Origin of the sequence: Parasedimentitalea psychrophila (genome assembly GCF_030285785.1) — a bacterium.
Lineage (GTDB): Bacteria > Pseudomonadota > Alphaproteobacteria > Rhodobacterales > Rhodobacteraceae > Parasedimentitalea > Parasedimentitalea psychrophila.
Map to the genome: position 1 here is coordinate 724,487 of NZ_CP127247.1, position 22,919 is coordinate 747,405.

The 22,919-nt window shown below is 57.2% G+C and carries 20 protein-coding genes and 1 tRNA gene; 4 read left to right on the forward strand and 17 right to left on the reverse strand.

Annotation, left to right across the window (positions count from 1 at the left end; genetic code table 11):
• Positions 1–9 precede the first annotated feature (9 nt).
• From QPJ95_RS03515 to QPJ95_RS03575, 13 genes are all read right to left on the reverse strand, one after another.
• Entirely contained in the window at positions 10–1,515 is a 1,506-nt protein-coding gene (locus tag QPJ95_RS03515; RefSeq protein WP_270919138.1) for a hypothetical protein, read from the reverse strand.
• A gap of 7 nt (positions 1,516–1,522) precedes the next feature.
• The gene (locus QPJ95_RS03520) at positions 1,523–3,352 is read right to left on the reverse strand and encodes a hypothetical protein (RefSeq protein WP_270919137.1); all 1,830 of its coding nucleotides are present in this window, start codon (positions 3,350–3,352) and stop codon (positions 1,523–1,525) included.
• A gap of 573 nt (positions 3,353–3,925) precedes the next feature.
• A complete protein-coding gene (locus tag QPJ95_RS03525) occupies positions 3,926–4,201 on the reverse strand; it encodes a hypothetical protein (protein ID WP_270919136.1) in 276 nt (91 codons plus the stop codon).
• Positions 4,202–4,566: 365 nt separating this feature from the next.
• Positions 4,567–4,654, reverse strand: a tRNA-Ser gene (locus tag QPJ95_RS03530).
• A gap of 258 nt (positions 4,655–4,912) precedes the next feature.
• Positions 4,913–6,202, reverse strand: a complete 1,290-nt coding sequence (locus tag QPJ95_RS03535) for an L-fuconate dehydratase (protein ID WP_270919135.1) — start codon at positions 6,200–6,202, stop codon at positions 4,913–4,915.
• A complete protein-coding gene (locus QPJ95_RS03540; RefSeq protein WP_270919134.1) occupies positions 6,199–7,044 on the reverse strand; it encodes a fumarylacetoacetate hydrolase family protein in 846 nt (281 codons plus the stop codon). The genes QPJ95_RS03535 and QPJ95_RS03540 overlap by 4 nt, the downstream gene beginning before the upstream one ends.
• Positions 7,045–7,063: 19 nt before the next feature.
• Complete coding sequence (locus tag QPJ95_RS03545; RefSeq protein WP_270919133.1) at positions 7,064–7,813, reverse strand: SDR family oxidoreductase; 750 nt, start codon at positions 7,811–7,813, stop codon at positions 7,064–7,066.
• Between the two features lie 4 nt (positions 7,814–7,817).
• Positions 7,818–8,147 carry an L-rhamnose mutarotase gene (locus QPJ95_RS03550; RefSeq protein ID WP_270919132.1) on the reverse strand — a complete coding sequence of 110 codons (330 nt, stop codon included), beginning with the start codon at positions 8,145–8,147 and terminating at the stop codon, positions 7,818–7,820.
• Positions 8,147–9,259 (reverse strand): mandelate racemase/muconate lactonizing enzyme family protein, encoded by a 1,113-nt coding sequence (locus tag QPJ95_RS03555; RefSeq protein WP_270919131.1) that lies wholly within the window; start codon positions 9,257–9,259, stop codon positions 8,147–8,149. Before QPJ95_RS03555 ends, QPJ95_RS03550 begins: the two co-directional genes overlap by 1 nt.
• Positions 9,260–9,262: 3 nt before the next feature.
• The gene (locus QPJ95_RS03560) at positions 9,263–10,357 is read right to left on the reverse strand and encodes an ABC transporter ATP-binding protein (protein ID WP_270919130.1); all 1,095 of its coding nucleotides are present in this window, start codon (positions 10,355–10,357) and stop codon (positions 9,263–9,265) included.
• A 4-nt stretch (positions 10,358–10,361) separates the two neighbouring features.
• Positions 10,362–11,225 carry a carbohydrate ABC transporter permease gene (locus QPJ95_RS03565; protein WP_270919129.1) on the reverse strand — a complete coding sequence of 288 codons (864 nt, stop codon included), beginning with the start codon at positions 11,223–11,225 and terminating at the stop codon, positions 10,362–10,364.
• Between the two features lie 5 nt (positions 11,226–11,230).
• Positions 11,231–12,124 carry a carbohydrate ABC transporter permease gene (locus QPJ95_RS03570; RefSeq protein ID WP_270919128.1) on the reverse strand — a complete coding sequence of 298 codons (894 nt, stop codon included), beginning with the start codon at positions 12,122–12,124 and terminating at the stop codon, positions 11,231–11,233.
• Positions 12,125–12,197: 73 nt separating this feature from the next.
• Positions 12,198–13,520: an extracellular solute-binding protein gene (locus QPJ95_RS03575; protein WP_270919127.1), complete on the reverse strand. Its 1,323-nt coding sequence runs from the start codon at positions 13,518–13,520 to the stop codon at positions 12,198–12,200.
• Between the two features lie 149 nt (positions 13,521–13,669).
• Here QPJ95_RS03575 and QPJ95_RS03580 point away from each other — a divergent pair, with 149 nt between their 5' ends.
• Both QPJ95_RS03580 and QPJ95_RS03585 read left to right on the forward strand, forming a co-directional pair.
• Complete coding sequence (locus QPJ95_RS03580; protein ID WP_270919126.1) at positions 13,670–14,473, forward strand: IclR family transcriptional regulator; 804 nt, start codon at positions 13,670–13,672, stop codon at positions 14,471–14,473.
• Complete coding sequence (locus QPJ95_RS03585; protein ID WP_270919125.1) at positions 14,470–15,480, forward strand: aldo/keto reductase; 1,011 nt, start codon at positions 14,470–14,472, stop codon at positions 15,478–15,480. The genes QPJ95_RS03580 and QPJ95_RS03585 overlap by 4 nt, the downstream gene beginning before the upstream one ends.
• A 51-nt stretch (positions 15,481–15,531) precedes the next feature.
• Here QPJ95_RS03585 and QPJ95_RS03590 read toward each other — a convergent pair whose 3' ends face one another.
• From QPJ95_RS03590 to xylF, 3 genes are all read right to left on the reverse strand, one after another.
• On the reverse strand, positions 15,532–16,332 hold the full coding sequence (locus tag QPJ95_RS03590; protein WP_270919124.1) for an ATP-binding cassette domain-containing protein: 801 nt from the start codon (positions 16,330–16,332) through the stop codon (positions 15,532–15,534).
• Positions 16,329–17,630 (reverse strand): sugar ABC transporter permease, encoded by a 1,302-nt coding sequence (locus QPJ95_RS03595; RefSeq protein ID WP_270919123.1) that lies wholly within the window; start codon positions 17,628–17,630, stop codon positions 16,329–16,331. The genes QPJ95_RS03590 and QPJ95_RS03595 overlap by 4 nt, the downstream gene beginning before the upstream one ends.
• 80 nt (positions 17,631–17,710) lie before the next feature.
• Positions 17,711–18,739 carry a D-xylose ABC transporter substrate-binding protein gene (gene xylF / locus QPJ95_RS03600; protein WP_270919122.1) on the reverse strand — a complete coding sequence of 343 codons (1,029 nt, stop codon included), beginning with the start codon at positions 18,737–18,739 and terminating at the stop codon, positions 17,711–17,713.
• Between the two features lie 168 nt (positions 18,740–18,907).
• Between xylF and QPJ95_RS03605 the strand changes: the two genes are divergently transcribed.
• Together QPJ95_RS03605 and QPJ95_RS03610 are read left to right on the forward strand one after the other, a co-directional pair.
• Positions 18,908–20,125, forward strand: a complete 1,218-nt coding sequence (locus tag QPJ95_RS03605) for an ROK family protein (protein WP_270919121.1) — start codon at positions 18,908–18,910, stop codon at positions 20,123–20,125.
• Positions 20,115–21,629, forward strand: coding sequence for a CRTAC1 family protein (locus QPJ95_RS03610; protein WP_390923135.1), 1,515 nt, complete (start codon positions 20,115–20,117; stop codon positions 21,627–21,629). Before QPJ95_RS03605 ends, QPJ95_RS03610 begins: the two co-directional genes overlap by 11 nt.
• Here QPJ95_RS03610 and QPJ95_RS03615 read toward each other — a convergent pair.
• Complete coding sequence (locus tag QPJ95_RS03615) at positions 21,623–22,918, reverse strand: cytochrome-c peroxidase (protein ID WP_270919120.1); 1,296 nt, start codon at positions 22,916–22,918, stop codon at positions 21,623–21,625. The genes QPJ95_RS03610 and QPJ95_RS03615 overlap by 7 nt on opposite strands.
• Position 22,919: the final 1 nt, after the last annotated feature.

A 22,919-nucleotide genomic window follows, 5' to 3' on the forward strand; every position in this document is an offset into this window, starting at 1 on the left:
TTTCAATTCTCAAAATGCAACCTGTACTTCGATTGCCTCGTCTGCATCGTGGCTGCCGCGCGCGAGACCGGATGCCTCGAGTCGCCTTACGATCGAGAGATACCCTGGCCTGAGACAGAGAGAACGAAGTGCCCGATCCACATCTGCAACACGTGTAATCCCCTGTCCCCTCACCGCGCTCAAACTGCTCATGACAACCAGCCATTCCTGACCTGGATCAACGAAGTAATATCTCCCTCGTCGCTTTAGAAGGCCATAAAGATCCGTTGCTCCCGGAGCGTCGGACCGCTCGCGAAGCGCATACATTATGGTTTCATCCACATTGTTCGCAGACCGTGAGTCCCTTGCTGCCTCGAACGCCTGAGAAATGGCGGTCTCGATCTGCAACGGACCTTTCGCTTTCGACCAGTCTCGCGCTGCCTTGACCCAGGATGTGAGGCCGTCAGGGTCATGGTCGAATTCTGCCGGGTCACTGCAACCTTCTTCGACCCATTGGCGCAGGAGGATCAATGCAGCCGTGCCTTGCTGCACCGTGGTCAGGATTTGTTCCCTTACGCTACGCTCGGAGACCCGCGCCTCATCGTTCCACCGCAGCAAAGCACGGTTCTTCGAGAGAGCAGCTCTGGATACTTCATCCGGACGATCACTCGACACGACACCAAGTACCAGAGTTCGTAAGAGATTCATTTCGAATAGAAATCCGATGCCCAAGGCATTCCTTAGGACACATGATGTCCAGTCGACCCAACGTCGTCGTGGCATGCGCTCGATCCAACCATCCTCGCAAAGCGCGTCCCATGCAGCCACAAACCAAGAAAAAGGTGTGTCTACGCCCTTCAGCCACAGCGGTTGTTCACCCACTTGGGGATTCACTGGGCCTTTTACCGTTGAACGAACGATGTCCTCCGCCTTCTGCAGATAAAGAGGAGCACCAGCCTGCAGCGCGGTTTCAAGCCAAGTAGCGTTCCCACCCTCTGAGCTTCCAAGAGCTAGGACGAGTTTCTTCGCAGCTGAATCATTGCCCCCGCCTAAGACATACATTCTCTCCAGAATTGACGCGTAATTAGCGGGACCGGGAGCACGCAGCAAGCCACGACGATCCTGCATGAGGGCAGTTCCTAAATTTATCGGGATCGCCGCGTAAGTTTTGGACTTGGCAGGACGAAGTGCTCGAATTTCATCAAGGAGTATCTCGGCCGCGGTCGCGGCTTCTGCTCGAGACACGTCCAGATCTTCTTGCAGGCTTTCCACCAACTTAGTCCAGCGCGCCGAGCCGCGCTTTGCACGAGTGTACCCAATATCCAGACTATTCGAGTGTGAACTATCGTAGCGATCAAACGCAACCGCATCGTGAATTTCATCCTCGGAATCCACCGCGAGTGGCGCATGATTTTCGCTACGCTCGACTAGTCCCCAAACGATCGACGAGACGAGCAGTTCGGGCATGTTCGCAAATTGCGGCCGGTTCAACCGTAGAAATGGTCCACCCACATTGTGTTCCTGATTTTCGCTCATCAATTCCTCATCGTGGTCGGATGACATGGCCATCGGTGCATACGAAAATGGTGTTTCCGCCAAGCCGTGGGTTGGCCTTGGACTCCAGAGAAAGCACCCGGGCTCGCAGGCGCTCCAGACGGGGCTCAACGTGACGCAAGGAGTCGGTAAAACCAGCTCCATCTACGCGTGACAGCGCTTCCCTCATCAAATGGAAATCAAGGGTCGTTTCTGCAGCATCGCCGCTGTCACGACGGTGAATTTTTAGTAACATTCGCCCACCCACTACGGACAGTCCGATCTTGAAATCCAAAGGATCGACCTCGATCGCTATATGTGCATCGCCAGACGCAGGAGTCGTTACCCTAGGCTTCATGACCGGCAGACGTGCTGTACCACGGGCATCTTCGCCAGACGGTGGTAAGAAAACCCTTAAAAGTGCATCACTAATGTTCTTTGCCAAATTCTCGTTGCGAAGGCCTCGCTTCAAGCAACGTTGATATTCACCCAGCACTCCCAAAAATGCCGGTTTTCCGAGGGCCAAGCCATAAAATCGAAGAAGATACTGCGAATACCAGGAGAGCAAACCTATCCGGTCGATTTCGACGTGATCACTATTCATCGGATCAACCAGCTTGCTGACCGCGCTATCTAGAGCATCATCAAGAGGGCTCCAGGCCGCAAGCAGCCTTGGATGAACCTTGGTGAATTCGTCCGCAGATGAATGGCCGTCAATTACCTGTACCATTACGCCCGCGAGATCACAGGATGCAGCGCGCGAAACATCCTGTAGAGGATCCGCAGACGCCATGGCTGACATCGCGTCATTTTGTACATAAACCAATGGCTGAGACGCCACCCCAAGCGGCAATGCCGCTTTGAGGCCACCGAATAGGTTGACATGGCAACGATAATTGGCGAGCTCAACAAGGGCTTTGCACTTCTCTTTCTTGTTCCTTGCCTGCTCTACATCTTCGCTGTGCCTTCTCAGCAACTCAGCTAACTGGGCAGTTCCACCATCAGGCGACGGTCCAATGAGCGCGAGCGAAGCAAGTCCCCAAAGGTCTCGGTAAGAGAAATTGAACCCGCCAACGATCTCGGCGCCACGGACGCATCGACACCAACTATCGACGACTTCCTCTCTCGAAAGCATTTCCGCATTTGCTCGTATCGGATCCAAGTCGCCACCGGGCCAGTTTGACCCACTGTCCTCAAGAAACTTCTCCGCGACTTCTTTCAATGGAAGTTCGAAAGCTGCATTCCTGGGTTTGTAGGAGCCATTGTCTTGGAGGATCGACGCAACGGGAGGCTGTTCCTGGTCACAGTCAGGCGAACTTGATTTGGGCAATGGCTCTAGAAGTGAAACATGGTCCATGAAAACGATGTGGACATCGATTTCTCGACCGGTCGGTGCGCGCATTCGGAACGATTTGTAATCACTTGAAACAATGTCATCTGGTTCCAATCTCCAGCCTTCGAACAGCTTCTCACTGTCGAAATTCAACTCAAAGAGCAACGAGATCAACCCGTGTGCTACATTCCCAGTCGCGTCCAGCTCGAGCGCTGCCAGTTCGCGGAGCTCACCCACCAAGACACCCCGGTTTGCGCAAACGAGCAAGTTTTCCTCGGTCTTGATGACAGTTCGAATGTCATCGAAAAGAGCAATTCTGGACTCTCCATCGGCTGGGATAGTGGCGTCATTTACCACCCTGAGCGAGCTACCCGCCGGGGTGCTGTACATATACGTGCGCTGTGCAAAACGAGTGACAGCGCCTCGTTTTCTCGCTTCGGAATCGCGGACTACACGTGCAGCAAGGTACGATTTTCCATTTCCCGCTCCCCCCACAAGAAAAACCATGCATGAACGATCTTCTACGTGTCCCAGACAGTTAGACACGAGGTCGTCACATGCTCTCGAAGCAAACTGTGAAACTGGCCCTTCCGGCCAATGCTGTTCTGTTTGGCGCTGCACTGGCGTGGCTGCAACTTCTGCTCCACCGAACGAACGTTCAAGGATCCATGTCGGATAACTTGTCGTCACCTGTACAACCTCACTACTTTCCGAGGCCATGTACTGGCCACAATTGGCAAGACCCCGGTTTTGCAGCGAAGTATTCGCTCACAAAGCTTGCACGTAACAGAATCCCTACGCGTACAAAGCTAACAGCAGAACAAAAACATTCAACCCCCGGCTGCACTGTCATTAGTGCATTAAAATAATGAGTTGAAGCTTAGGGGACCGACAACCGAACTTGCGACCGGTCGGGCAGCCAGAATGGAGTATCGCACGCCCAGACCATCAGCCAATCGGGGACTTATGCTCAAAAATCAAATCGGCCCGTCGCCGGTTTTCTACCACATTTTGAGAGTTCCCGCTATATATCTCCGAACTCCAGACTCGCCTCAAAGAGGCCTAAACTGCCGCTTGCTTTTAATGTGTCGAGCTATTGTCTAACTGAAACGCTTTTTCTTCCGTGGGGCCACTCTCTCCTCCAAATTCAGGCAATATTTCCCTGTTCGAAGTCGCTGGTAACTGTATCTGAGCGGATTCGTCAGTTTTTGGTATTTCCTCAGGGATAGGAGACATCTGGACTTCGTTTGCTTGTTGAGGTTTTGCACTCGCCGATAATTCAACTCTTTGTTTAAGGCTTCCAAGCTGATTTTGTAGTTCTTTAAGTTCATTTCGCAGGAGCTTGAGCTCCTCCATTGCTCCGCCGCCCGATCCAAGAACCATGGCTGGAACGTAGGGGCGTAGGGTTTGAAGGGAGGTGCGTCGGGCACCGAAATTCTACTTTGAAATTTTTTGAAAAAATGTGCGACCAATCATGTAATCCACCCGCCACGCTATCCAATTTTCCCCTTGCCCCTCACTGGGTGAAAAAGAATTCTTTTTTGCTGACACGTGATCGGGAGCTGATAACTCGGCGGCTATGAGAGGGTTTTTCAACTTCGCATAGATGGGCAAATTATGCCCCCATCAATGGCAGCGATCTTTCATTGTGGGCCTAAATGTGGGCCTCACCAAGAGTGTCTGGAAACTCTTCAACAAAAACACCGCCTTACGAGTTAAGGTGGCGGAGACGAAGGGATTCGAACCCTCGAACGCTTGCACGTTACTCCCTTAGCAGGGGAGCGCCTTCGACCACTCGGCCACGTCTCCGTTGATCGGTATATCCGCGCAAGTGACAGTACTACAAGGGCAATTTCGATGTCTTTGCATTTTTTTTAAACCTCCCGCGGAAGTCATTGAAAAAACGCATGATTGTGAGGATTTCGAGCACTATCTGGACAGCCTGCCAGCCGGTCACCTGCTGGACTGGCTGGTCGACAGGCTACCGGACTGGCTGCTGGTGGGGGCCCAGCCTCTGTTGAAGGTGGGCCCGCCTATTTGGAGTGGCCGGGTCAGGCCAGTTGCGTGTCACTTTGCGGCAAGCGACGGATCAAAGCGGAAATCGCACAGTGTTTGCGGCTTCATCTGAATCGAAAATCCAGGCATGTCTGGCGCCAGGTAGGCGCCGTTTTCGACAATGCAGGGATCAACAAAATGTTCGTGCAGATGATCGACAAACTCGATCCGCTTGCTGTCCTTTTCGCCGGTGATGGCCACATAGTCGATCATCGACAGATGCTGCACATATTCGCACAGACCAACGCCACCGGCATGCGGCCAGACCGGCAGGCCAAACTTGGCGGCCATCAGTTGCACCGCCAGCACCTCGTTCAAGCCGCCAAGGCGACAGCTGTCGATCTGCACAAAATCTATCGCCCCGTTGGCGATGAACTGTTTGAACAGGATGCGGTTCTGGCACATCTCGCCGGTGGCAACCTTGATCGGTGCAACCCCTTCGCGGATCTTGCGGTGGCCCATGACATCATCCGGGCTGGTTGGCTCCTCGATGAACAGCGGCCGCGCAAAGGACAGGGCATTGACCCATTCAATGGCCTGATCCACTTCCCAGACCTGATTGGCGTCGATCATGATATTCATGTCCTCGCCCAGTTCTTCGCGGGCGATGGTCAGGCGGCGAATGTCGTCGTCAAGATTGCGACCCACTTTGAACTTGGTATGGGTGAACCCGGCCTCGCGTGCCTCGCGGCATAACCGACGCAATTTGTCGTCGGAATAGCCCAGCCAACCCGCCGAGGTGGTATAGCAGGGATAGCCTTCGGCCTTGAGCGTGGCGATCCGTTCGGCTTTGCCCGGCGCGGCCGCCCGCAGGATCTCGAGCGCCTCATCTTTGGTCAACACATCACTCATGTAGCGGAAATCGATCAACTGAATGATCTCCTCGGGCGACATCTCGCCCACCAGCAGCCAGACCGGCTTGCCCGCCTCTTTGGCCAGCAAATCCCACATGGCATTGACCACCGCGCCGGTGGCCAGGTGGATGGCGCCCTTGTCGGGGCCGATCCAGCGCAATTGACTGTCGCCAGTGATATGACGCCAGAACCGCCCCATATCCTCGCGCACCCAATCCAGATCCAGCCCGATCAGAAGGTGCCGCATGGCATTGATCGCGGCAACACAGATCTCGGTGCCGCGGCCAATGGTAAAGGTCAGCCCGTGGCCCTGATGGTCGCCATCCGTTTCCAGCACGACATAGGCGGCGGAATAGTCCGGATCCGGGTTCATCGCGTCCGAGCCATCCAGTGCATCGGATGTCGGAAAGCGCAGGTCGTGGGTCGTTAGCCCGGTGATACGGGTCATTCGCTGGCGACCACGCTCTGCTTTTGCACACCCAGCCCAGCGATCCCCAGCTCGATCTTGTCGCCGGGTTTCAGATAGGTTTCTGGCGTCTGCCCCATGCCCACGCCCGGAGGTGTCCCGGTGGAGATCACATCGCCGGGCTGCAGGCTCATGAACTGCGACAGGTGCGAGATCACCGTGGCAACGTCAAAATGCATCGTCCGGGTAGAGCCGTCCTGATAGCGGTGACCGTTGACCTCTAGATACATGTCCAGCACCTGCGGGTCTGCCACCTCGTCGCGGGTGACCAGCCACGGACCGATGGGACCAAAGGTGTCGCAGGACTTGCCTTTGACCCACTGGCCGGACCGGTGCAGCTGAAAGTCACGCTCGGACAGGTCATTGACCACGCAATAGCCAGCCACATGGTCCAGCGCATCTTCGACCGAGACGTATTTCGCGGGCTTGCCAATCACCACTCCCAGCTCGACCTCCCAGTCGGTCTTGACCGAGGTGCGCGGGATTTCGACGGCGTCATTCGGGCCGCAGATGGCCGAGGTCGCCTTGAAGAAGATAATCGGCTCCTCTGGCAGCGCCATACCAGCTTCGGCAGCATGGTCGGCATAGTTCAAGCCGATGCAAATGAATTTGCCCACCTGACCGACACAGGCGCCAAGGCGCGGGTTGCCCTCAACCAGCGGCAGGGTTGAGGGATCAATCGCGCGGATTTTGTCCAGTGCGGCATCGCTCAGCGCCGCGCCGGCCACATCCGGGATCAGGGCAGACAGGTCACGGATCTTGCCAGCGGCATCCAAAAGACCGGGTTTCTCAGCGCCCTCGGGGCCAAAACGCAATAGTTTCATGGTGTTATCTCCTTGGACGTCAAATGGACCAGCCGCCGTCGATGGCGTGGGTTTGGCCGGTAGTAAAGGCGCTGTCATCGCTGGCGAGGTAGAGCGCCAGCGCGGCGATTTCATCAGCGGAGCCAATGCGGCCCATCGGCTGACGGCTGATAAAAGCGGCCAGGGCCTGATCGTAGTTGCCGGTGGCGCGCAGGCGACCGTGCATGGACGGGCTGTCCACGGTGCCGGGGCAGATCGCATTACAGCGAATACCCTGGGTCACATAATCGGCGGCGATGGATTTGGTCATGCCGATGACCGCCGCCTTGGAGGCACAATAGGCAAAGCGGTTTGGCACCCCTTTGATGGAGGAGGCCACCGAGGACATGTTGATGATCGAGCCGCCGCCATTTGCCAGCATCGCAGGCAGCGTCAGCTTGATCATCCGGTACATGGCAGTGACATTGAGATCAAAGCTGAAGTCCCAGTCCTTGTCATCGGTGTCCAGGATCGAGCCGTTGGCGACATAACCTGCGCAGTTGAACAGCACGTCCAGCGGGCCAATATCACCCACGCAAGCCGCAACAGCTGCGGCGTCGGTCACGTCCAGTTTGATCGCAGATATGCCATCAATCCCATCCAGCTCAGCCAAAGACGCCTCGTTGATGTCGCTGGCATAAACTGTTGCGCCCTGGGACGCGTAGAGTTCAGCTGTTGAGCGGCCAATGCCCTGCCCCGCCGCTGTGATGAATGTTGTTTTGCCGGCCAACCGGCCTGTGTTTTGGGTCATAGTATCAATCCGTGTAAAAAACATGTTCCATCATCGCCCATTGCTCGCCGCTGGCGCGACTGGCTAAGGGCGACTGGCAAGGGTCAGTCTGTGTCCACCATTCGCGGGTTTTGGGGTCTTCGGCCATTTTCGCCAGATCGGCGTCCAAATCGGTGCCGTGATATTCCCAATAGCCGAACAGCAGGTTTTCCGGCTCACGCAGGAAAATACTATAGTTGCGGATGTTGCTGCCTGCAATCTGCGCCAGAACATCCGGCCAGACTGCGGCGTGCAGACGTTTGTAGTCGTCGATCCTGTCGGGCTTGATCCCGATCACCATTCCCATGCGCTGCATCAGGACCCTCCGGTTATGGTTTTTGAGATCAACGACATGGCAGTGATCGCCTGCCAATCCCACTCAATGCCCAGCCCCGGCGCCTGTGATGGGATGGCCAAGCCACCTTCCACCAGCATCGGTGCGGTTGTGACGCTGTCCAATTGCGGGATGTATTCCAGCCATTTGGCATTGGGTACAGCACAGACCAGCGGCAGGTGCAATTCCATCAGGAAGTGCGGGCAAACCATGACGTTGAAGGCCTCGGCCAGATGCGCCACCTTCAGCCAGGGGGTGATGCCGCCAATACGGGCCACATCCACCTGCACAATACTGGCCGCGCCCATCTGCAAATAGTCTTTGAACTGGCTGATCGAATACATGCTTTCGCCAACCGCAATCGGCACCGAGGTCCGGCGGGCCAGTTCAATATGCCCGGCCACATCATCCGCAGGCAGAGGTTCCTCAAACCAGCCGATATTATACTCTTCAAGCAGACGGGCGCGCCGAATGGCCTCGGACAGGGTGAACCCCTGATTGCCGTCGGTCATGATTTCATAGCTGTCCCCAACCGCCGAGCGCACTGCGGACAGGCGCGCCGCATCCTGGCTGATATGTTCGCTGCCAATCTTGATCTTTGAGCCTTTGAACCCCTTTGCCTGCATTGCCAGCGCGTCATCAACCAGCGCCTGCGGCTCCAGATGCAGCCAGCCGCCCTCGGTGCTATACAGCGGAATGCGGTCACGGCTGCCGCCTGCGGCCTTCCACAGTGGCAGGCCTGCTTTCTTGCACTTCAAATCCCAAAGCGCGGTATCAATCGCCGCCAGCGCCAGCGAGGTGATCGCCCCAACCGAGGTGGCATGGGTCAGGAACAGCAGCTCACGCCAGATGCCCTCGATCCGGTCCGGGTCTTTGCCAATCAGCGCCGGCGCCAATGTGTGCTCCAACAGCGCCATGACCGACGGGCCACCGGTGCCGATGGTATAGGAATAGCCGGTGCCGCTAGCCCCATCACTGTCATAAACAGTCACCATGGGGGTCTCTTGCGAGACAAAAGACTGAATGGCATCGACCCGCTTTACCTTTGGGATAAGGTCGATCATCTGCAATTCTATTCGAGTAACATGCGCCATGACTTACCCCCGGATCGCAACTGTGCTGGTGGCATCAAAAACGTGGCATTTGTCCAGCATCAGACGGAATTTCAGCACTTCACCCGGACGCACTGGCCGTGGGTTCAACATTTTCCCCTGCACCTCGGTGCCTGCAATATCGGTGAACAGGATCGTCTCGGTGCCCAGCGGTTCGGTCAGGGTTACTGTCAGATCCAGGTCTGCACGGTCGCCGTCTTCCTCGACCGCATGTCCATAGGGCATCAGGTTATCGGCGCGAAAGCCGAATTTCACCTGCTGCCCGCTGTGGACCTGCCCGCGTGCGCTGGCGGGCACCGGCACGCTTAACCCACCGGCAAGCTGGATGGTGTTGCTGTCCGACACCACCCCGTCAATCAGGTTCATTGGCGGCGATCCGATAAAGGTCGCAACAAAGGTGTTGACCGGCGTGTTGAACAGCTCAAGCGGGGTTCCGACCTGCACGATATAACCGTCTTGCATCAACACAATACGGTCCGCCAGTGTCATTGCTTCAACCTGATCATGGGTCACATAGATGATCGTATTGCCTACTTTTTGATGCAGCTTCTTGATCTCGACCCGCATCTGGGTGCGCAGTTTGGCATCCAGATTGGACAGCGGTTCATCAAACAGGAAAACATCCGGACGACGCACAATCGCGCGGCCCATGGCAACCCGCTGACGCTGGCCGCCCGAGAGCGCGGCCGGCTTGCGGTCCATCAGCTCAGCCAGCCCCAGGATGCCCGCAGCCTCATCCACAGCCTTGGTGATCGCGGCCTCATCCTTTTTGGCAATCTTCAACGAAAACCCGAGGTTTTCGCGCACTGTCATATGCGGGTACAAAGCGTAGTTCTGAAACACCATCGAGATGTTTCGGTCGCGCGGCGGCAGGTCATTGACCACCCGACCGCCGATGGCAATCTCACCACCCGAGATATCTTCAAGCCCGGCAATCATCCGCAGGGTGGTGGATTTCCCACAGCCCGAAGGGCCGACCAGCACCACAAACTCGCCATCGGAAATATCCAGATTGATGCCATGCAAGGCCTGATGTTTGCCGTAGAATTTGACAACATTGGAAAGGGTTACTTCGGTCATGGTGTTATCCTTTGACGCCGCCGAACGTGAGGCCGGCAATCAGGTGTTTCTGGACGAGGAAGGTGAGGATCAGGGCTGGAACGATCATCAGAACCGCCAGCGCACACATGCCGCCCCAATTGATGGTGAATTCTGCGGTGAAATCAAGCAGGCCAACCGGCATCGTCTTGGAGCCAACTGAACGGGTCAACTGCGAGGCCAGTGCAAATTCGTTCCACGAGGTCAGGAAAGCAAATATCGCGGCCGAGGCAACGCCTGATTTGGCGACCGGGAACTCGACCTGCCAAAAGGCCTGCCAGCGGGTGCAGCCATCGATTTCAGCCGCCTCGTGCAACTCCTTGGGGATCTGGCGGAAAAAGCCATCGGTCAGCCAGACCGTGAATGGCACGTTCATCGCCACATAGGCCAGGATCAGGCCGAGATGAGTGTCGATGATGCCAACACGGGCAAACACGATGAACAGCGGCAATGACAGCGCCACGCCGGGCACCGCGCGAAACAGCATCAACCCGACAAAATAGCCAGTTTTGCCTTTGAACCTGTAGCGGGCAAAGGCATAGCCGCCGGACATACCGATCAGAATGGCAATCGCGGTTGAGACCACGGACACAATCATCGAGTTGCGGAAATAGCTGAACACCGGCACCCCGCCCTCGCCTGCGCCGCCAAACATGGCGCGGTAGTGGTCGAGGGTGAAGGTTGGGATCCAGACCGGCGGCTTGGCCATGATCTCGACCGTGGGGCGGAACGAGTTCAGCACGATCCACAGGCCCGGAATGCAGATGATGGCCATGGTGATGAACAGGCCCGAAAAATGCAGCGCCTTCATGAGGCGCTTGTGATTGCGGTAGGATTGGTTGCGATCCATCTGACTTACCCCTCCATGCCAATTTGAGCCCGCGCGGCGGTGAGTTTACGGAAGAAATAGATGGTGAACACCACCGACAGGATGATCGAGACATATCCCATCGCATTGGCCAGCCCCATGCGGGCATCGACGTAACCGGTGCGGCTCATCAGGGTCCACAGCAGCTCGGTCCGCCGGGCCGGGCCACCGCCGGTCATGATCTGCACAATGTCATAGGCCCGTGCCACATCCAGCGACCGGATGGTCATGGCGATGTAGATAAACGGCATCAGGAACGGCAGGGTGATATGGCGGAATGACTGAAACGGGGTGCATCCATCCACCTTGGCCGCCTCTAGCGGATCCCGTGGAATGGCGAACAAGCCAGCGAGGATCAGGATGGCGAACACCGATGTGCTCATCCAGATCTCGGCAAAGGCGATCGAGAACAGCGCCAGTTTGCCGTCCACCAGCCAGGGCAGCGCCACATTGAACCCCATGGATTGCAGGGCGTTGTTCACCAGACCGATGTTGTCGTTAAAGATGAACTTGAACTGAAAACCGACCAGAATGGGCGAGAACATCATCGGGAACATCACGATTGTGCGCAGTGTGCGCTGGCCCCATGTCACCTTGTTCACCATCAACGCGATGCCAAGACCCAGTAGCATTTCAAGGTTCAGCGCAATGGTCAGGAACAGAACTGTGCGCCCAAAGGCGGCCCAGAATTTGGCGTCCGTCAGGATTTTTTCGTAGTTATAGGTTCCGACCCACTTCCACAGCGTCGAAGGCCGCGTCAGCTTGTAAGGCGTGAAACTCGAATAGAGCGAGAAGATCAGTGGGATCAACACAACTGCGGCAATCACGATGATTGCAGGCAACAGCAGCAGAAACCACTCGGGCAAGCGGCGGCGGGTCATAGTGCACCTGTAAGAATAGTTGATTGTGGAATTGGGGGCAGACCAAGCCCGCCCCCAGACCGGAGTGGTGGTCTTAGTAGTAACCGGACTCGCGCATCAGCTCATCCACCGCCTCAGCGGCATCGTCCAATGCTTCTTTTACAGTCTTGTCGCCAAGAATGGCGGCCTGCAGTTCGGGGTAGACGATATTGGTGGTCTCTCCCCATTCCGGGATCGCCGGCACCGCAAAGGCAAATTCAGCACCTTTGGCAAAGGCCGCCAGGGATTCAGCGCGGAACGGATCATCACCTGCCTGAGCCGCCGCAACATTTGCCTTCCAGACGGCGCTGCGTGTCGGCAGCGAACCACCAGCAGATTCAGCCAACTGGCTTTCTTCGCTGGTCAGGAAGGTGACCAGGGACACCGCAGCCTCCTTGTTTGCACAGTCATTGGTGACCGAGAAACCGTGATGGCCAGACCAGCCAGTGCGCGTAACCGAGCCCATCGGCTGCACCGCAACGCCAACATTGCCCGCCGCCTTGGAGGATTCCGGATCATTGAAGAAGCCGGCCCATCCTGGCCAATCCAGGTTCAGTGCAACAGTGCCCGAGGCAAAGCCCTGACCCAGATCATCCCAGACATAGCTGGTGGTGCCGGCGGGCACTGCCTTGGCCTCATAGAGATCGACAAACCACTGCAAGGCGCGCTGACCTGCCTCCGAGTTGAAGATCGGCTTTTTGTCGGCGTCCAAATAGTTGCCGCCTTCGGCGACGACCATTTCATAAAAACGACCTACGATGGCTTCGTCTTTGCCCGCATACTGGGTGCCGTAGAAATTTGGTGGATCAGAGAAGAAAATCGCCTGATCCTTGACCTGCTCCCAGGTATCAGGAACCGCCAGATCATAGCCGTATTCTGTTTTGAACGCGGCTGCCTTGTCGGCATCTTCGTAGTTGGATTTCAGGTAGTAGAGAACCGATACATCGAACTGCGCCCGCGGCAGCATCAACAGATTTCCGTCCACGGTGGACGCCCCGATATTGCCCGGAACAAATTCCGCAATTGTCTCGGCAGCAACCAGACCATTCAGATCGACATAAAGCCCTTCGTACTGAGGTGCAAAAGACGAGTGGTTGGAGCCGACACACCAGGATGTGGTGCCCGCAGCCATGTCCGATTTGATTTCCTTATCAATCTCAAAGTGGCTTTTCTTTGAAATGATTTCAACCTTAGCACCGGTCGCAGCCTCCCAGTCTGCGATGCGGCCATACAGGCCCTCATACTGCTGGCCACCGATTAGTTTGGCCTCGACGGTGACGCCGTCAAAGCTGCCCCAGTCGGATGCCAGAGCCGATTCGCTGACTGCAAAAACTGCAGCACTGGCGAGTAAGACCTTCAAAGTGTTCGATTTAGTCATCATTCCCTCCCTTGGCGTGACGTCTTCTCGCCTGCAAATTTCATGGCGATATTTGTATATAAAACATTTATTCACTTGCAAATCAACCTTGACATTAAGGTGGGGATTAGTGAATCTCGTTTCACTTAAATTTCTTGGGCAGATCACCTATGAGCGATACATCCGACAAATACCGGGCACCGGCTCTGGAAAAGGGTTTGGACATCATTGAACTTCTCGCCAGTCACGGCGAAGGTCTGACACAGGGCGAAGTCGCCAAAGCGCTGGACCGGTCGCAAAGTGAAATCTACCGCATGCTTTCGACCCTGGTGCGGCGAGGCTATGTTTTTCGGTCGATCTCAGGGGATCACTACTCCCTCAGCCTCAAGATGTTTTCGATCAGTCAGCGCCATCCCCCCATCGGCCGCGTCATCGAAGCCGCACTGCCACGGATGCGCGCGGTGACACGGCTTGCCTGGCAATCCTGCCATATGGGCATGGAGAGCAACGGAGACATTGTTGTCGTGGCTTCGGCAGAATCCCCCGGCAGCTGGGGGTTGGCGTTGAAAACCGGGACCGTCGTTGGGCTTTGGAATACCGGAACGGGGCGGGTTCTTGCTGCGTTTCGGTCTGAACAGGACGTCGACGATCTGATCGCAATGCATCGGCGCGCAGTTGGCGAACCGGAACTGGACCGCGCTGAATTCGATGCCCACCTCAAACGTATCCGTGACAGCGGTTTCGAGAAAATGCCGTCAGCCACAACCGTTGGCGTTACCAATATTTCGTTCCCGGTTTTTGGCCCATCCAACAATGTGGTGGCGGTGTTAAGTTGCCCTTATCTGGAACGGCTGGATGACCTCGATGTGCCGTCTCTGGATGAAATCGTCGAGCTGTACCGTGACTTGGCCAAAGAACTGACAGCGCTTTATGGCGGCGGCAACGAGCAATTCATGAAAAGCGAGACCCCATGACCCTTACCACCCGTAGCATTGGAACAACCGGGCTAACTGTCCCGACACTCGGATTTGGCGGCGCCCCTCTGGGCGGGTTGTTCGACGCGGTTGATGATCTCGAAGCGGCAAAAACCCTGAGCCAGGCGATGGATAGCGGGCTAGTTTACGTCGACACCGCGCCCTTTTATGGATTTGGCCGCTCAGAACGCAGGGTTGGTGACATTCTTCGCGGCCGGGACTATGTGCTCTCGACCAAGGTGGGCCGGTTGCTTGCCCCTGGCGCAGCCCCTGATCCGGCGGCGATGGGATGGCCGGCCCCCCTGCCCTTTCACCCGGTCTTTGACTACAGCTATGACGGGGTGATGCGCTCCTTTGAGGACTCGCTGCAGCGCCTTGGGCTGGACCGGATCGACATTCTCTATGTGCATGACATTGGCACCGAGACCCACGGCGCGGAAAACGGGCGGCATTTCAGCGCCCTGGCCCAAAGCGGCTATCGGGCATTGGATGAATTGCGCAGCTCGGGCCGGGTAAAGGCGATTGGACTTGGAGTGAACGAGGCACAGGTCTGCAAGGATGCCTTGGGCATTGGCGATTGGGACCTGTTTCTTCTGGCTGGCCGCTACACGCTGCTCGAGCAGGATCCCCTGCTTGATCTACTGCCAGCCTGTCAGGCGCAGGGCGTGTCCATTGTGGTCGGTGGCCCCTTCAACTCCGGCATTTTGGTGGGCGGCGACACCTGGAACTATGGCACGGCCCCGGATCATGTACGCAGCAAGGTGGCGCAGCTGGCCGCCGTTTGCCGCGACTTCAACATTGCGCTGCCTGCAGCTGCGCTACAGTTTCCGCTGGGGCACAACAGTGTCGTATCCGTCACCCCCGGACTGCGCAGCCGCCAGGAGCTCTCTGATGCTTTGCAATGGTCAGCCCAGATCATTCCAGAGGAGTTCTGGACGGCTCTGAAAACCAAAGATCTGCTGCACCCGGATGCGCCGACCCCGGATATGGCTCCGTTCATCAAATAATAATCCGGCGCGGGCAGAGAGAGAGTGCCCCGGCAACCGGGGCACTCTCATTTACTCCGCCGCGACCTGACCGGGCTTTTTGCCCAGAATGATCATCGACAAAAGATCATCATCGGTGACCTCATCAATGTTCACGGTGCCCACCAGCTGACCGTTCTTCATCACACTGGCACGGTCGCAGAGCTCCATCACCGCGTGGACATCGTGGTCGATCAGGAAGATGCCGATACCCTGCGCCTTTAGCTTCTGGATCAGCTCGGCCACCATCTGGGTCTCTTGCGGCCCCAGCGCGGCGGTCGGTTCGTCCATGATCAGGATCTTGGCGTTGAAATAGACCGCCCGCGCAATGGCGACCGATTGGCGCTGCCCGCCAGACAAGGCACTGACCGGCTCTGAGAACTTGCGGAAGTTCGGGTTCAAGCCGCCCATGATCTTGCGACATTCGGCCTCCATCCCGGCATCATCGACCAGCCCAACCTTAGTGGTCAATTCACGCCCCAGAAACAGGTTCGAGGCCGCATCAAGATTATCGGCCAGCGCCAGCGTCTGGTAGATGGTTTCAACGTTATAGGTGCGCGCATCCCGAGGGTTGGTGATCACCGCCTTGTCGCCGTTGACACGAATCTCGCCGCTGTCCATCTGATAGGCCCCTGACAGAACCTTGATCAGGGTCGATTTCCCGGCGCCATTGTGACCCAGCAGGCCGACAACTTCACCCGGATGCAGATCAACGCTGACATGGTCCACCGCATGGATGCCGCCAAAGGACACGCAGATGTCCTTCAGCTCGACCAGTGGCGTATCGCCATCGGCACGGCGCTGTTTGGCGCTCTTGCTGTCTGAAGCCGTCATAGTTTTGCTCCCATCCGCTTGCGGTATTGAATATCTAGCCAAACCGCCAGAACCAGCACCGTTCCAACCACGATGTTCTGTAGAGGTGCATCCACACCAACCATTGCCATACCGGACTGCAGGCTTTGCATGACCAGCGCCCCAAGGATCGCGCCGTAGATTGTCCCGGCGCCACCAGCCAGAGCGGTACCGCCGATCACTGCTGCAGCAATCACCCGCAGCTCATCCAGCGTGCCAATGTCGTTGGTGTGGTTCTGCAGACGGGCTGACGCGACAACCGCTGAAAGCGCACAAAGGAAACCCATAATGGCAAAGACTTTGACGGTGAGAAAACGGGTGTTGATTCCCGACAGTTCAGCCGCATCCGGATTGCCGCCGGTTGCGAATATGTAACGTCCCAGACGGGTGCGGCGCGCCACAATGGTCATGACGATAGCGGTGACGATCAGGATCAGAACCGAGATTGGCAGACCATATCCGACCTGCAGACCTTCGGGCATCACCTCGCCTTTGGCCTCGAACATGCGCTGCAGCTTGCGGGTTGGAATATCGTAGGAGTTCAGGATCCAGACAAAACCCAGGATCGCAGAGGTTACAATGCCCATGACAACGCCTTCGGCCCAGGCGGGTTTGGCGGGGAAGCCATGCTGGATACGGCCGCGGCGGGACGAAATCATCGCCCAGAGCGACACCGCAACGGCGACGATACCAATGGCCCAACTTGCAGCCTCTCCCATAGTGCCGTTCACGCCCCCAAGGACCAGGAAATTCTTATCCAGCGGGCCAATTGTCTGACCCGAAGTGAACAGCCAGCCGGAGTTTCTCCAGACCAGGAAACCACCAAGGGTGACGATAAAGGCCGGGACACTTTGATAGCCGATCAGCCAGCCCTGGAAGGCCCCGATCAACGTGCCGATGCACAAACCAATTGCGATGGCGATGATCCAGGTCAGGGGATTGTCAAATCCAAGACCAAAATAGGTTGGCAGCAACTTTGTTTGCACCAGCGCCATAACGGCCGAAGTCACCGCCAGCACACCGCCAACAGACAGGTCGATGTGGCGCATCACGATGACAAACACCATGCCGGTCGCCATAATCGCGACGGAGACCGTTTGGATCGTCAGGTTAAACAGGTTCCGCGGGCTCAGAAATCGACCATCCGTCAGAATGTTGAAGCCGATGCAGAGGATTACAAAAGCGCCGATCATGCCCAATAGCCGTACGTCCAGATCCAGTTGCTGGAACAGGTTACGTTTTGGTTGGGATGGGATCGGCTGAGACGTGGTTTCGGTCATGTCCGAACTCCAGTTACAGCAGTGGTTGTTAAGGGTGCGCCCCAGTTCAACAGGGACGCACCAATTTTCAAAACGAGATCTTAGTTACAAGGTGCTGGGCCGTTGCTCACACCCTGGCACAGCTTGTCTTTGCTGATCCAGCCTGCATCGACAACAACACTCAGGTTGTCAGCCGTCACCGGAACTGGCGCCAGGAACAGGGATGTCATTGCGGTGCCAGCGGGCGACGTCCAGTCAGCCGAACCTGCAACGTCTGCCAAAGCAGCGCCACCGGCCAGTGCTACAGCAATTTCACCCGCAGATTTGCCCAGACTACGGGCGTCTTTCCAAACGGATACTGTCTGGGTGCCCAAAGCAACGCGGTTCAGCGCAGCGTGATCACCATCCTGGCCAGAGACTGGAATGCCGTCCATGCCCTGAGCGGTCAGAGCCGCAACAACACCACCAGCGGTGCCATCGTTGGAGGCAATCACAGCGTCAACTTTGTTGTCGTTGGCGGTCAGGATCTGCTCCATGTTGCGCTGAGCGTTCGCAGGCAACCAACCATCGGTATAGGCTTCGGCAACGATCTTGATGTCGCCAGCGTCAACTGCAGCCTGAATGATTTCCTGCTGACCACCGCGCAGGAAGTCTGCGTTTGGATCCGTCGGCGAGCCTTTGATCATGACATAGTTGCCAGCGGGCAGAGCCTCGAACACGGCGCGGGCCTGCATGCGGCCAACTTCGACGTTGTCGAAAGTCAGGTAAAAGGCGCGGCTGTCTTCGATCAGACGGTCATAAGCGATAACCGGAATACCTTCGTCTGCGGCGGCTTGAATGGCCGGGCCAATAGCCTGGGTATCCTGGGCCAGCACGATCAGCACATCAACACCCTGGGCGATCAGGCTTTCGATGTCTGACAGCTGCTTGGAAGATGACGACTGCGCGTCAGCAGAGATGTAATCAGCTCCGCCGGCTTCCAAAGCACCTTTAATTGCGGCTTCGTCGGTCTTCCAGCGCTCTTCCTGAAAGTTCGACCAGCTTACGCCAACGGTCAAATCAGCGGCAAAAGCTGCCGAACCGGTCATGGCCACAACCGCAGCCAGCGAGATTCCACTCAAGAATTTCATTGTATTCCTCCCTGTTCTCAGGGGACTCGTAAAACCGAGTCCTCCATGTGGCACAGGTCTAACATTATTTTTTTTGAATTTCAAATTAAATCATGTACCCTATTCAAACGAGGCAACCGCACCTAAGACCACGGTGACGGTTTAGCGACCTCGCAGGGAGTGATTGATTTGGGAAAAGCAGGCCGTCTCTCGCATTCGGACGAGCAACGCGAAAGCGGAAAACAGCAGGTCATCGATACCATTCGAGCGGCCGGCAGTATTGCGCGTATTGATATTTCAACTGCCACGCGGGTCAGTCCCGCCACGGTGACGGCGATCACCGCCGAGCTGATTGATGTTGGGCTGATCGAAGAGATCATTCCAGAGACCCCGCGGCAGGAGGCCAAACGCGGCCGACCTCGGGTGGCGCTTAAAATCCGCGGTGACGCCCATATGATCGCCGGGATCAAGGTGTCTCATCGGGTGATTTCCGTGGTGATTCTCGATTTTGAAGGCAACGACATTGTCGATCATGAGATGCCGCTTCAACAGGGGCGGATGCCAGTCGAAGAGCTGTGCCAAAAGATCATGGCCGCACTGGGCCAGGCCTGCTCCAAAGGCGCGCTTGATGTCGGTTCCATTTCCGGCATCGGGGTTGGGATGGCGGGTCTGGTGGATGCCAAGCGAAACTTTGTCTACTGGTCGTCTTCGCTGGAAGAACGCAATGTCGATTTTGGCGCTCATCTCTCGCAATATGCGCCCTGCCCGATCTTCATCGACAACGATGCCAATCTGGTGGCCAAGGCAGAGCATCTGTTTGGCAAAGGCCGCAATGTCAGCAACTTCGTGGTCATCACCATTGAGCACGGCGTCGGCATGGGCATTGTTATCGACAATCAGATCTACCGTGGCACACGCGGGTGTGGCGCTGAATTTGGCCACACCAAGGTGCAGCTAGAGGGCGCCCTTTGCCAATGTGGCCAACGCGGCTGCCTGGAGGCCTATGTCGGCGACTACGCGTTATTGCGCGAGGCCAATATCACCAATGGAGGGATCGGCCACCGGGATTTGGGACAATTGGTCGAGGCCGCCAAGTCCGGAGATCAGATGGCCTGCTCTATTTTTGACCGGGCCGGGCGGATGTTTGCCATGGGTCTGGCCAATGTGGTCAATATCTTTGACCCCGAACTGATCATCCTTTCCGGTGCGCGATTGTCCTTTGATTATCTCTATTCAGATCAGGTGATCGAAGAAATGCGCCGCTGGGTGGTGCAGATTGATGCCCCCCCGCCAAAGGTTCGCGTCCACAATTGGGGTGACCTGATGTGGGCAAAAGGCGCCGCCGCCTATGCCATAGAAGAAGTCTCAACATTGGCCATTCGGGAGCTTGCATCCAGTGACACTTAAACTGACCCTGGCCTTGGCGCTGATTGCCCCCCCGGCCTTTGCCGATGTGACCTATATCCAGCGGCCTCTCCCCGATCATGTCTACGCTGGGGGATGGGAACATTTTGTCGGCGGTGGCGTCGCCGCATTTGACTGCAATGGGGATCAGTTCCCCGAACTTTATGTGGCGGGAGGCGAGAACCCGGCGCAGCTTATGCGCAATGTGACGACAGGCGTGGGCGAAGACCTGGTATTTGATGCCCGCACGCCAGAGGCGCTGGCGGTGAGCGGGGTGATCGGGGCCTATCCGCTGGATATCGACGGCGATGCCATTCTGGATCTCGCGATCCTTCGCAATGGTCCCGATCTGCTGATGCAGGGGCTGGGAGACTGCGCCTTCGCGCCGTTTGCTGATCTGGACTTTACCAGCGGCGACCATTGGACCACCGCATTTTCCGCCACCTGGGAGGCCGGAAATACGCTGCCGACACTGGCTTTTGGCACCTATGTGGACCGCACAGATCCCGACGGCCCATTTGGGACATGTGATGCCACCCTGCTGTACCGCCCCCAGGGTCAGTCTTATCCCGCCGCCACACGCCTAGAGCCGGGTTTTTGCGCCCTGTCCATGCTGTTCACCGATTGGTCCCGCACCGGTCGCGCCGATCTGCGGGTCAGCAATGACCGGCATTACTATGTGCGCGGTGGCCAGGAACAGATGTGGGCAATGGAAGACACTCCGCGGCTGTTTTCCCAGGATGACGGCTGGCAGCCCTTTATGCTCTGGGGCATGGGCATTGCGTCACGCGATTTGAACGGAGATGGCTACTCTGATGTCTATCTGACCTCGATGGGAGATCAGAAACTCCAGTACTTTGCCCCTGATACAGGTGGCCCGTCTTATCGCGATGCCACTTACGCGCGGGGCACAACCGCGCATCGCCCCTATACGGGCGGCGATGGGCGCCCCTCAACCGGCTGGCACGCGGGTTTTGGCGACGTCAACAACGACGGGCTGGACGATATATTTGTGAGCAAGGGCAACGTCGAACAGATGCCGGGTGCGGCGATGGAAGACCCGAACAACCTGCTGATCCAATCCGCAGATGGCAGTTTCACCGAAAGTGGCCTGGAAGCCGGAATTTCCAACCTGGCGCGCTCCCGTGGCGCCGCCCTGATGGATCTGAATATGGACGGGCGGCTGGATCTGGCCGTGGTTAACCGGCGCGCACAGATGGGCCTGTACCAAAACACATCCGCACAAGCCAACTGGCTGATCGTGCAACTTGCCTCGCCTGCCCCCAACACTGGGTCCGTTGGCGCCCATGTTGAGCTGCGCATCGGCGACCGCGTTCAAACGCGCGAGATCACCGTCGGTGGCGGCCATGCCAGCGGTCAGGCCGGGCAGATCCATTTTGGCCTGGGCCAGGCGACAGCGGCCGAGATCAGGATCATTCAACCAGACCAAAGCGCATCTGACTGGCAGCAGGTCACGGCCAATCAGATTGTCACATTAAGTCACTGATCAACGGGCAAGCCGCTGGGGACCTTTGCCGGAACCCCCAGCCGCCCCTTGGCTGCACCTGTGTCCGTCAGACTGTGCAAAAAGGCGAGTAGATCGGACAGATCATCATCGCCCAGCGCGATCGGCGTCAGTTCATTTGCGGCCGCTATGCGCGCCAGTTCTTCGGTGTCTGCTAAAATGCGCCAATCATCGGCTGACTCGATTTGATGCAACACCGCCTGACCAGGATCATAGGCATACAGCCCCGCAACCGGATCCAGATGATGGCGCACCACAGCCCGCAGGCTGCCATAGGCGCCATTGTGACCATAAGGGCCGGTTTGCGACACATTGCGCAAAGACGGGGTCAGGAACTTGTACTGGTCAGAGGGCTCTCCGGTGACCCGCATCCGCCCCGTGTCGCGCGCATGGGTTTCAAATGCTGCCGCCTTGCCGGGGCCAATCTGAGGCATGGCAATCGCGTGAAAACTGTGATCGGTCTGCAACCAACCTGAATGACAACTTGAGCAGCCCGCCGCGCCATAAAACAGATCCTGACCGCGGGCGGCTTGCGCTGACAACGGCGCTCCGCCCATCATCGCGCGATCAAACGGGCTGTCATCGGCCCGCCACTCAACCAGTGTAAAATCAGCGATGACATTGGCGATATCGGTGAATTTGATAGGCACCTGATCGCCCAGAACGGCATCAAATGCGCGCCGGTATTCCGGTATCGCCTCGACCCGTGCGGCAATCCGGTCCCATGCGCCACCCTTGATGCTCAGATGTCCCAGACGCACCGCCTGTGACACCTCGTTTTCCGAATACTGCCCGGCCATTTCATCGCCTGCCAGAACCGGGAACATGGCTTGGGCTGCCAGAACACTGTCAAATCCTGCTGCCATTTCAGAGCCTAAGGGCGTGCGGATACCGTCTGGTTTCTGCGGGTCCGCCTCTAACCGGCCATCATGAAAAAACGAGGTGAACTCGGTCGCGCCAACATTCCACAGCCCCGGAGCGTTGCGGGGCAAGCGTTGCTCGGGCGGGTTCGTTGGATCCACCCGGCGATCCGGGCCCAACCCCAATCCGCCCTCACCAATGGACAGCGACATCCCATCAGAGGTGCCAAGTCGCGGATGATGGCAGGTGCCGCAACTGATGTTCCGGTTGCCGGACAGGATTGGGTCAAAGAACAACAACTGGCCCAGTTGCACCCGTGCAGGGTCCATCTCTGGGAACACAGGCCGAGGCCCCAGATCCTGCGCCTCGGCTGCGGTGGCCAGTAGCGCGCCGACAATCATCCATTTCATT

Excerpts from the sequence above, each read along its gene's own strand:
- QPJ95_RS03515 (WP_270919138.1), bottom strand. The coding sequence starts at position 1,515 with ATGAGCGAAAATCAGGAACACAATGTGGGTGGACCATTTCTACGGTTG.
- QPJ95_RS03580 (WP_270919126.1), top strand. The coding sequence starts at position 13,670 with ATGAGCGATACATCCGACAAATACCGGGCACCGGCTCTGGAAAAGGGT.
- QPJ95_RS03520 (WP_270919137.1), bottom strand. The coding sequence starts at position 3,352 with ATGGTTTTTCTTGTGGGGGGAGCGGGAAATGGAAAATCGTACCTTGCT.
- QPJ95_RS03575 (WP_270919127.1), bottom strand. The coding sequence starts at position 13,520 with ATGACTAAATCGAACACTTTGAAGGTCTTACTCGCCAGTGCTGCAGTT.
- xylF (WP_270919122.1), bottom strand. The coding sequence starts at position 18,739 with ATGAAATTCTTGAGTGGAATCTCGCTGGCTGCGGTTGTGGCCATGACC.
- QPJ95_RS03555 (WP_270919131.1), bottom strand. The coding sequence starts at position 9,259 with ATGGCGCATGTTACTCGAATAGAATTGCAGATGATCGACCTTATCCCA.
- QPJ95_RS03585 (WP_270919125.1), top strand. The coding sequence starts at position 14,470 with ATGACCCTTACCACCCGTAGCATTGGAACAACCGGGCTAACTGTCCCG.
- QPJ95_RS03565 (WP_270919129.1), bottom strand. The coding sequence starts at position 11,225 with ATGGATCGCAACCAATCCTACCGCAATCACAAGCGCCTCATGAAGGCG.
- QPJ95_RS03535 (WP_270919135.1), bottom strand. The coding sequence starts at position 6,202 with ATGACCCGTATCACCGGGCTAACGACCCACGACCTGCGCTTTCCGACA.
- QPJ95_RS03595 (WP_270919123.1), bottom strand. The coding sequence starts at position 17,630 with ATGACCGAAACCACGTCTCAGCCGATCCCATCCCAACCAAAACGTAAC.
- QPJ95_RS03560 (WP_270919130.1), bottom strand. The coding sequence starts at position 10,357 with ATGACCGAAGTAACCCTTTCCAATGTTGTCAAATTCTACGGCAAACAT.
- QPJ95_RS03550 (WP_270919132.1), bottom strand. The coding sequence starts at position 8,147 with ATGCAGCGCATGGGAATGGTGATCGGGATCAAGCCCGACAGGATCGAC.
- QPJ95_RS03570 (WP_270919128.1), bottom strand. The coding sequence starts at position 12,124 with ATGACCCGCCGCCGCTTGCCCGAGTGGTTTCTGCTGCTGTTGCCTGCA.
- QPJ95_RS03540 (WP_270919134.1), bottom strand. The coding sequence starts at position 7,044 with ATGAAACTATTGCGTTTTGGCCCCGAGGGCGCTGAGAAACCCGGTCTT.
- QPJ95_RS03545 (WP_270919133.1), bottom strand. The coding sequence starts at position 7,813 with ATGACCCAAAACACAGGCCGGTTGGCCGGCAAAACAACATTCATCACA.
- QPJ95_RS03590 (WP_270919124.1), bottom strand. The coding sequence starts at position 16,332 with ATGACGGCTTCAGACAGCAAGAGCGCCAAACAGCGCCGTGCCGATGGC.
- QPJ95_RS03525 (WP_270919136.1), bottom strand. The coding sequence starts at position 4,201 with ATGGAGGAGCTCAAGCTCCTGCGAAATGAACTTAAAGAACTACAAAAT.
- QPJ95_RS03615 (WP_270919120.1), bottom strand. The coding sequence starts at position 22,918 with ATGAAATGGATGATTGTCGGCGCGCTACTGGCCACCGCAGCCGAGGCG.